The 9364-nt window shown below is 47.0% G+C and carries 8 protein-coding genes; all 8 read left to right on the top strand.

Annotated elements, in window-relative coordinates:
• The first annotated feature begins 589 nt into the window (after nucleotides 1–589).
• Nucleotides 590–1297, top strand: coding sequence for a FadR/GntR family transcriptional regulator (locus G519_RS0120730; RefSeq protein WP_029196336.1), 708 nt, complete (start codon nucleotides 590–592; stop codon nucleotides 1295–1297).
• Nucleotides 1298–1355: 58 nt separating this feature from the next.
• Nucleotides 1356–2585: an MFS transporter gene (locus G519_RS43845; RefSeq protein ID WP_051253544.1), complete on the top strand. Its 1230-nt coding sequence runs from the start codon at nucleotides 1356–1358 to the stop codon at nucleotides 2583–2585.
• 124 nt (nucleotides 2586–2709) lie between these two features.
• Nucleotides 2710–3285, top strand: coding sequence for a nitroreductase family protein (locus G519_RS0120720; protein ID WP_029196335.1), 576 nt, complete (start codon nucleotides 2710–2712; stop codon nucleotides 3283–3285).
• Between the two features lie 251 nt (nucleotides 3286–3536).
• Nucleotides 3537–4583 carry a LacI family DNA-binding transcriptional regulator gene (locus tag G519_RS0120710; protein ID WP_029196334.1) on the top strand — a complete coding sequence of 349 codons (1047 nt, stop codon included), beginning with the start codon at nucleotides 3537–3539 and terminating at the stop codon, nucleotides 4581–4583.
• 24 nt (nucleotides 4584–4607) lie between these two features.
• Nucleotides 4608–6026, top strand: a complete 1419-nt coding sequence (locus G519_RS0120705) for an extracellular solute-binding protein (protein ID WP_127528316.1) — start codon at nucleotides 4608–4610, stop codon at nucleotides 6024–6026.
• Nucleotides 6027–6096: 70 nt separating this feature from the next.
• Nucleotides 6097–6972, top strand: a complete 876-nt coding sequence (locus G519_RS0120700; RefSeq protein ID WP_029196332.1) for an ABC transporter permease subunit — start codon at nucleotides 6097–6099, stop codon at nucleotides 6970–6972.
• Between the two features lie 9 nt (nucleotides 6973–6981).
• Entirely contained in the window at nucleotides 6982–7842 is an 861-nt protein-coding gene (locus G519_RS0120695; protein WP_029196331.1) for a carbohydrate ABC transporter permease, read from the top strand.
• Nucleotides 7843–7852: 10 nt separating this feature from the next.
• Nucleotides 7853–9118 (top strand): CehA/McbA family metallohydrolase, encoded by a 1266-nt coding sequence (locus tag G519_RS0120690; protein ID WP_029196330.1) that lies wholly within the window; start codon nucleotides 7853–7855, stop codon nucleotides 9116–9118.
• The last annotated feature ends 246 nt before the right edge of the window (nucleotides 9119–9364 follow it).

Raw genomic sequence — 9364 nt, 5'->3', positions numbered from 1 at the left:
TTCTATGATAGCTGGTCTAACTTTGTAAATGCTGTCTTTCGCCCGCCAAGTAGAACTTCAAAGGGTCGACAGAAGACGAGCAAGACAAAAGAACGGCTAAGTTCACAGCGCATCATAGTGAGAGAATAGCGGAGACACAAGAATAAAATGTAAATTAATGGTAAAAACGCGTCATTTTCTGTAGTCTTTACTTTTTTGGCTTGTACCCAGAAAAACAAAATGGTAATAAATACAATATATTTAAGTAATTGTATTTATACGTGAAGACTTACTGATCATGTCAGCTATTTTGCATCGGTAATGTATTTTTTGCAACAATCGCGTGGAAAACGCGGATTTGCTTGCCTAAAGTTGTACAACTTACAACATTAGCATGGAGGAACAAGCGAATGCTTAAGCATATAGGCCGTGAGCGCAACTTCTTTTGCAGAAACCCATACAAAAATCTAGCTCAAGGACGGACGCCATAAGTCGGTTTTGCAATCAATTTGGAGGTATGCATTGTCAAGTTGCTTAGTCAAATTGTTAAAAAATAGGATGAAAATCCGAGAGCAGCTATGCTATACTCTTTTAAACAGGAGATGATCTGATGAATTCGAAAATGTCATTCCAGCCGTTAAACCGGCCTAAATTGGTTGACGATGTTGTTAATCAATTGCAGAAGAAAATATCGGAAGGCGAAATGAAGCCTGGCGACAAGATTCCTACGGAACCCGAGTTGATGCAGCAATTCGGTGTGGGACGGTCGACGGTCCGTGAAGCGGTCAGAGTGCTTGTTCATGCGGGGCTGCTCGAAAAGAAGCAGGGCTTCGGCACTTTTTTGACGGCTAATACGGGTATGCAGGAGCCGCTTGATCATAGGCTTCGCAGAGCCGAGATTCTGGAGGTTTATGAGGTAAGGAGGATGCTCGAGCTGGAAATCTCCCGATTAGCCGCTGAGCGCCGCGATGATTATGATCTCGAACAGATGCGAAGCGCGCTGGATCAACGGTCGGAAGCGCTGGAGAAAGGCGATACGAGCACTTATCTGAACTCTGATGTAAAGTTCCATCTGTCCATCGCCATCGCGAGCAAGAACAGCGTAGCTATCGATCTATATCGGACTTTCTCAACTGTGCTCCTCGAAACGTCTTACAAATTAGTGAGCGTCGAGAGTCCACATGATCCCAACAATCTCCAGCACGAAAATATGTATCAAGCGATTAAAGACAAGGATGTATCGGCTGCCGAGTACTGGACGAAGCAAAATCTAGATGATACGGTCAGCCAGCTTAAAAAGTATCTTAACCAGGAGTAGCTTTATTCTCCTTTAATTATAAACGTCAGATGATATGATGAAAGGGGTTTGAGATCACATGTCCGTTTCAAACAATGCTCGTAATAGTACCGTTTATGCTATTTTATTTTCAATAAGCTTGGTTCATTTGTTGAATGATGCGATTCAATCTGTTATCCCAGCTGTGTTTCCGATTCTTCATAATTCGCTGCAGCTCAGCTTTACACAAATCGGGTGGATTGCCTTCACGTTGAATGTGACGGCCTCGATGTTTCAACCCTTGATTGGGCTGTACACAGACGCGAAACCGAAGCCATTTCTGCTGCCCGCAGGTGTGTTTTTCTCTCTTATAGGCGTGATTGTCTTGGCTGTGGCGTCTTCGTTCGCTCAGGTTATTTTAGCCGTTATCCTAGTAGGTCTGGGTTCCTCTGTCCTTCATCCGGAAGCATCGCGTGTAGCTTATTTGGCTGCTGGGCCCCGCAGAGGACTGGCGCAGTCAATATTCCAAACAGGCGGTAACATCGGGCAGGCTTTGGCTCCTGTCTTTACTGCTCTTATCTTTGTACCGTTTGGCCAATTCGGTATCATCTGGTTTTCATTTGTCGCGGCTGCGGGGATTATTGTTCAGTTTTTCGTTGCCAAATGGTATCGAAAGGCGGGGAGCCGTCCATCCACATCCAACAAAACTGAGGTTGTCCGAAAGAAACTCCCCCGTAAAACGGTTGCGTACGCGATATTTATTCTAATCATGCTGCTATTTTCCAAGTTTGTTTACGTGGCCAGTATGACAGGGTTCTACGCCTTTTATTTGATTGAACATGACCATCTTTCGGTCGAAAGAGCGCAGCTCTTCATTTTCACCTTGCTTGCTGCCGGAGCTGTAGGTACGTTCATGGGGGGACCGTTGGCGGATCGTTTTGGGAGACGCAATATGATCTGGTTCTCTATTCTAGGAACTGCGCCGTTCTCGCTGCTTCTGCCATATGCGAATTTGTTCTGGGCAGGTGTGCTTTGTGCGTGTATCGGGTTTATTTTGTTATCCGGTTTTTCCGTTATTGTCGTTTATGCACAAGAGCTGCTGCCAGGCAAGGTAGGTACGGTATCGGGATTGTTTTTCGGATTGGCCTTTGGTTTAGGCGGGATCGGGTCCGCTGTGCTGGGGACGCTGGCGGATGCAACAAGCATTTCTTTTGTTATTAAGCTTTGCGCCTATTTACCTTTAATTGGGTTGTTGGCTGCTTTCCTTCCGACAGATAAAAAGCTGAATTTGCATGATATTGAGCTGCCGCAAACGGCAGTGAAAGCATGATTCATTGAGGTATAGGTTAAACCTCATAGCTGCTAGGGCACTGCTTCCCATGCAGGTTTGCAGAGTGAGCTTGGGTCGTGCAACAATAGAGAGAGAATAAGCCGCAGGGAGAGGAGTGGGATTCATGGATATAAAAGAAGCGATTCGCCATCGCCGCAGTATCGGGAAGGTCAAACAGGATCCTGTGGACAAACAGCTAATCGAAGAAATCCTTGAAGCAGGCACATGGGCGCCTAACCATTGTCACACAGAGCCTTGGAGGTTCTGGGTCATGACCAGTGAAGGCAGAGGTTTGTTGGGCCGAGGCTACGCCGAGGTTGCCGCTGCAGAAGCGGATCCGACGCTTTCTGAGGAGGAGTTATCCAAGCTGAAAAGCGCTCAGGAGAAGAAAGCGTTCCGTGCTCCTGTTATTATTGCCGTGGCCGTAACCCCCTCGGAGAAGCCTATCGTTCCGGAGATCGAGGAATATGCGGCAGCGCATGCCGCCGTGCAGAATATGCTGCTTACAGCGCACGCCCTAGGCCTAGGAGCGATATGGCGGACGGGCGCACCTACGTATCATCCGAAGATGCGCGAGGTGTTCAGTCTGGCGGGAAAAGAGGAGCTGGTCGGATTCATCTACATCGGCTATCCAGACATGGCTCCTCCTAAGGCGCAGCGGGTGCCGTTTGAACAGAAGACGACATGGGTAAGCGAGTAAGGTAAAGTTTTGTCGAACCTAAAGGAACCGTCAGGGGATATTCCCTGGCGGTTTTCTCTTTTTGTGTAAACAAATCGTCGAACCGGTTTCATGATTTGTCAGCATGGCTTGCAAGAAAATGCTTGAATTCCCTTGATTTTTGATTAAAACGATCATCGAAAGCGCTTGTTTCCTTTACAAATCATTAAGCTCTATTTAAAACTCCGTTGATAAAACCGGTTTAATATGAAAGAGAAGTGAGGCGAGCTCGTATGGCCAACATAGATGATGTTGCAAAAGTAGCTGGGGTTTCCAAGAGCACAGTGTCCAACGTATTTAGCAAAAAAAGGCCGATCAGCAAGGAAGTGTCACAGCGTGTACTGGAGGCAGCTTTACATTTGAATTATAGACCCAATTACTGGGCTCGCAGTTTAGCTAATAAGAAAACGAATATCATCGGGTTAAATATGGCCGGTGAGCAAGTGAAATTCAGTCAGTTCCATCTTGGCCTCTTTAATGGTGTGTTGAGAGAGTGTTATAACCAGGGCTATCGTTTGCTGGTAAACACCCTGTCTGCCGAATTCTCCAGTCAAGTGGAGCACTTGTCTACAGACCCGGTAGATGGCGATATTCTTCTGGATCCCGCCTCCAATGATGAGAGAATTTCCGAGCGAATCAAGCGCAACGTGCCGCTAGTCGTGATAGGAAGACCACAGGAGGAGTTCGAATCCAGTGTCTCTTATGTGGATAACGACAATATTGGGATGGGACAAATCGTTACCGAGTACCTGCTGCAATTAGGTCACACTCATATCGCGTTCCTCAATGCGCCGAAGAAAAGAACGGTCGCTCAAGACCGCGAGCATGGCTACTACAGAGCCTACAATAAAGCCGAGGTGTCCGTTGATGCAAAGCTCATTGTGTACAAAGATAGCAGTCTAACATCCACTGTCTACGGCTACCAGATGACCAAGAAACTATTAGCAGCTTATCCGCATATTACAGCCATCATTACGGATACAGATAAAGTGGCTTTAGGGGTATACCAAGCGGCTGCGGAGCTCAATTTGCAAATACCGCAAGACCTTTCTGTCTTTGCTTTCAGCGATGATTCCGTCTTCGCGCCTGAATTCAAGCCACCTCTTACAGGGGTCAGGCTCAATGGGGAGGTACTGGGAAGCGAGGCAGCCAAGCTGCTCATCGAACAGTGCCGTCAGCCCAATGCCATTGCCAAACGCATATTGATTCCTGCCAGTTTAGTTTATAGAGGCTCATGTGCCCGAGCGAGAGTTAGTAAACCCACAAAACCCCATAAATAGATAGACAAATAGGAGGCCCTACCCATGTTCAATAAAAAAGCAGGAATGATCGCAGCCGTCGTGTTATCGACAAGTATACTAGCCACTGCTTGCAGTACGAATACCGATAAAACAGCCGCACCAAACGTAAGTAGCGAAACTGCCAAGCCGGCTAAACAAGAAACTCTTCGCATTCTGAGCAATGTTGCTGGGGGCAAGACGCCGGAAGAGAATGTCCTGTTTGAGAAGGAAGTAGAACGATTGACCGGTATTAAGGTCACCATCGAGAAGCCAGCAGCTGACTATGATAAGAAACTATACGCAGCGATTTCTGCTGGCGAAAAGTATGACCTCATTTATATGGGCAAAGGCAATATGGATGTTCTTGTTGATCAAGGTGCGCTGATGCCGTTAAACGATAAGATCAAAGCTTCCAAGATTTTATCCGATCCTTCAGTCATTCCTACCAAGGAATGGGACATGATCACTTACAAAAATGGTCAGATCTTCAGTGTATTTAATAAATCAGAAGGCGGCACGCTGCCTACCGTTCGTCAAGATTGGATGGACAAGCTGAAGCTGCAGCAGCCGAAGTCCTTAGAGGATTTCTACCAAGTACTGAAGGCATTCAAGGAAAAAGATCCAGACGGCAACGGTAAGGACGATACTTATGGCTTGTCCACGGCTGGGTTATACGATATTCAAGGATTTATGAGCGCAGCAGGCGTGAAATATAAATATGTGATTGATGCTAGTGGCAAGCGCTCGATTCCTTATGCAACAGAAGCAGCGGTTCCGATTTATGAGTGGTTTGCGAAGCTGTACAAGGAAGGGATTCTAGACCCGAACTTCGCGACCAACGATTCAGCCAAAATGAGAGAGCTCTTCTTGACGAATCGCGTTGGGATGGTCACGTACTGGGATGCATGGGTAGGTTTGTTCAATAATATGAAGAAAACGGATGATCCTAACTTTAAAGCCAAAGCAATCGCTGGGGCCGTAGGTCCAGATGGCAAAATCATGCTTCGTCGCGGCGACCCAAGTGTTTGGGGAATTCCAGTGAATGCCGAGCATGCAGATACAGCGATGAAATTCTTAGAGTTCTGGCACTCCGAGAAGGGTAACATCCTTAGTACATTAGGGATTGAAGGCGATGATTACACCGTTAAAGACGGGAAATACACGCTAACGGATGAGGGAGTTAAGCATGGTATGGATCATGGTGCTCCGTTCCCGAACAACACGAACTTTAAGAATCCGATTGGTACGCTGCCAGGCGCGCTTGAAGGCCGCCAAGTTATTTTCGACAATAATGCAACGATTGAAAACTCCACGAAAGACTGGCCTAGCGCTGAAAAAATCGTAACCAATTACGCTTTCCAAGCGATGATGGGCAAATTGCCAGCAGCAGACGCTGTGAAAAAAATGAATGATGAGCTTAAAGCAGCTAAACTAATTGACTAATGAGAGAGCGGAGGCGGGGAGTAACTCCCTAGCCGCCGCTTTACTTTTCATAGATAAGGAGGGACGTCTAGTGACCGCATGGGCACGTTATCGGGTAATGTATCTCATGATGATTCCCGTTGTGATTTATTTTTTAATTTTCTCTTATTACCCGCTCATCAAGGGCTTGCAAATCTCCATGCAAAATTTTCGGATTATTGGAACTCGTCCATTCGTGGGTCTTCAGAATTACATTGTGGTTTGGAACGATCCGGTATTCTGGCGCGTTTTGGAGAATACCTTAATTATTGGAATTGGGATGTTAATTGTAGGTTTTTTTGCCCCGATTATTACAGCTCTCTCTTTAAATGAGGTGCTTAAAACGTGGTTTAAGAAGCTGACACAAATGGTTATTTACTTACCGCATTTATTCTCCTGGGTTGTTGTAGGAGGCATCTGGATCATTATGCTGTCTCCGGATGGAGGATTTGTTAATGATTTGTTGAAGCTGCTGGGTGCTGCGAAACCGATTCATTTTTTTGCGGAAGTCGACTATGCCCAAGCTTTGATGGTCTTAACGAACACCTGGAAGGAAATGGGTTTAACCTGTATTCTTTATTTGGCCTCTATCGTGACGATTTCCCCTTCTTTGTATGAAGCCGCGCGTATGGACGGAGCTGGACGCTGGCAGCAGATTCGCTATGTAACCTTGCCTCAGCTCATTCCGACGATGAAGGTTGTGACCTTGCTGAATATGATCGGGATGCTCCGGATGTTCGACCAAATGATCATACTAAGTAATCCTGTTATTGCCCGAAAAGTGGATGTCCTGATGACGTATACGTATCAAAAAGGAATTCTGGAGTTCAAAATGGGCGTCGCTTCAGCCGCTGGCTTTCTCGTTGTATTGGCAACGCTGATCTTAGTATTCGCAACCCGCAAATTGATTCGTTATGACGAGGAGTGAAATCGTGTTATGAATAAATCGTTGACCAGCAGGGACTTGCCCTTTCATCTAGTGAACAGCCTCTTCCTGCTGCTGCTTGTCGCGACGATGATCCTGCCCATATGGAACACCTTTGTCATCTCCATATCCTCTAATATCTCATCCATGCATGGCGGTATTCGGTTATGGCCTTCAGAGCCGAGCCTAGAGGGATACCGTACAGTGTGGCAGCGCATTGAGCTGTGGAGACCTTTTGGTTTGAATGTGCTGTTGACGTTGGTGGGTACATTTATCCACGTGCTGCTATGTGCAATGGCCGGGTATGTGCTGCTGCACAAGGGGCTGCCTGGGCGCAAGCTGATCATTAGCTTTATTTTGCTAACCATGATGGTTCCGAATGAAGCCGTGATGATCCCCCTTTACGTTGTAAATAAAGAGTTGGGTTTATTGAATTCCGTAAATGCTTTGATTTTATATAGTTTGGTTTCAGGTTTCAGTATTTTGTTAATGAGAAATTTCTTTGGAGCTGTTTCGTACGAAATGGCGGAATCCGCTAAAATCGACGGAGCGGGTGAGTTTCGCATTTTCTCCACAATGTATGTGCCGCTTGCTAAACCCGGATTGGCCACCGTGGCTTTGTTCGAATTCGTCTCCCGTTGGAATCAACTGACACCTGGACTGCTCTATATCACCGATCAGAAAAAGTTTACTTTGCAGGTAGCGCTGCGCTCGCTCGTTATTCAGTCCGACTCAACCAGCAGCAACTTGTTTATGACGCCTAATGTTCGGATGGCCGGTGTCATGCTGGCCTTGATTCCATTGGTAGTTATTTATCCATTTGTGCAAAAATATTACGTAACAGGCCTTATGGTCGGCGCTACGAAAGAATAGGGGGAGCCCAATGAGCATCGTGACTGTATCTCGTTTCATTACAAGTAAGGAAGCAGATCGTTATGTGGAGGTTCCTTTTCAAGTAGCCTCAGGCATGGAACGTATTCACGTTAGTGTAGAAGTGGAAGCGCATGGACCCGGCGACTGCGTCATTGATCTCGGTTTAAAAGATACGGATCAAGTAAGAGGCTGGAGTGGGGGAGCCCGAACGGAGTTTTATGTGGAGCTTGAAAAGGCGACTCCCGGCTATGTACCTGGGTACTTGATGGAGGGGGAGTGGTGTGTGCTGCTCGGCACGTACCGGATTCCACCTGCGGGATGCACCGTAATGGTGAAGGTTGCCTGCACACCCAAGGAAGGGCGCTGGCTGAAGGGCGATCTTCATATGCATACCGTCCATAGTGACGGAGCGCTGACATTATCCGAGAATGCTCGGATTATGGAAGAGCTGGACTGTGATTTTCTAGCGATGACGGATCATAACACGTATAGTCAAAACCTTGCTTATCCGCATGAAACGGGCGTTGTTTTAATTCCCGGTATGGAATTGACGACGAATCACGGCCATGCGAACTTCTTGGGTGTTGTTAAGCCAGTGGTAGATTTCCGTGCGACTAGCTCGGAGCAGGTGCAGGCACGTATACGTGAGGCAAGAGCAAATGGCGCGCGTGTTGTGCTGAACCATCCCCATTGTCCGAACTGCGGCTGGGAATGGGACTGGATGGTCGATTATGATTGGGTGGAAATTTGGAACGGGCCTTGGCGGGAAGCCAACCGTAAGACACTTGATTGGTGGCATGGGCAGCTTTGCATGGGCAAACGTCTCATCGCCGTAGGCGGCAGTGATATGCACCGGTTTGGAGGCTACGTCAGTCACAGTTCTCCTACAACATGGGTGTATGCATCCTCTCGAACCGTGGACGGCATTCTGGATGGGATCGATACAGGGCGCGTTTTTCTAAGCTACTCCCCAGAAGGTCCGGTGATGGAGTTGAGCGCAGGGAAGTATCATATGGGCGACGTGGTGCCGATGGACGCACCAGAGCGTGAGGGAAATGTAAATCTTGTGGTGTCGGGTCTGCTTGCAGGGGATGAGGTAAAGCTTATCTCGAATCAGGGTGTCGAGCGTTCATGTGTCGTTTACAACGAGCATTCACTTGAGTTATTTGGTGAACTGGCAGGCCGAAGCTTTTATCGGGCAGAGGTATGGCGATATTTTGTTGAGGTGCATGAAATGCTTCTTGCCTCTGTAAGCAATGCGCTGTATTTGGATTAAGTATAGCCATCAAACGTAAAAAACGAGCCGCCAGAAATTCTGGGGCTCGTTTTTTGAGTAGATAAAGTATAAGTTTCGAGGTAGAGCTTAAGGGTATCCCCTTTCTAAGGTAGCCATTCAAGAACTTCTGCAATTGTGCAAAGTCGGCTGTCGATTCATTCTGGACAAACGCTAACGAACTCAGAAAACGTTATGAAGCCCAAAAGCGGGCTTTTGATAGTCTAACGAATCGAGAAAACGCTATTG

It is taken from the genome of Paenibacillus alginolyticus DSM 5050 = NBRC 15375 (assembly GCF_000422905.1).
Lineage (GTDB): Bacteria > Bacillota > Bacilli > Paenibacillales > NBRC-103111 > Paenibacillus_E > Paenibacillus_E alginolyticus.
Note: the sequence above shows the minus strand (reverse complement) of the source record. Positions and strands in the feature narration are given on the sequence as shown.

Bases quoted from the DNA above. Each gene is read 5' to 3' on its own strand.
- G519_RS0120730 (WP_029196336.1), top strand. From the start codon at position 590: ATGAATTCGAAAATGTCATTCCAGCCGTTAAACCGGCCTAAATTGGTT.
- G519_RS43845 (WP_051253544.1), top strand. From the start codon at position 1,356: ATGTCCGTTTCAAACAATGCTCGTAATAGTACCGTTTATGCTATTTTA.
- G519_RS0120720 (WP_029196335.1), top strand. From the start codon at position 2,710: ATGGATATAAAAGAAGCGATTCGCCATCGCCGCAGTATCGGGAAGGTC.
- G519_RS0120710 (WP_029196334.1), top strand. From the start codon at position 3,537: ATGGCCAACATAGATGATGTTGCAAAAGTAGCTGGGGTTTCCAAGAGC.
- G519_RS0120705 (WP_127528316.1), top strand. From the start codon at position 4,608: ATGTTCAATAAAAAAGCAGGAATGATCGCAGCCGTCGTGTTATCGACA.
- G519_RS0120695 (WP_029196331.1), top strand. From the start codon at position 6,982: ATGAATAAATCGTTGACCAGCAGGGACTTGCCCTTTCATCTAGTGAAC.
- G519_RS0120690 (WP_029196330.1), top strand. From the start codon at position 7,853: ATGAGCATCGTGACTGTATCTCGTTTCATTACAAGTAAGGAAGCAGAT.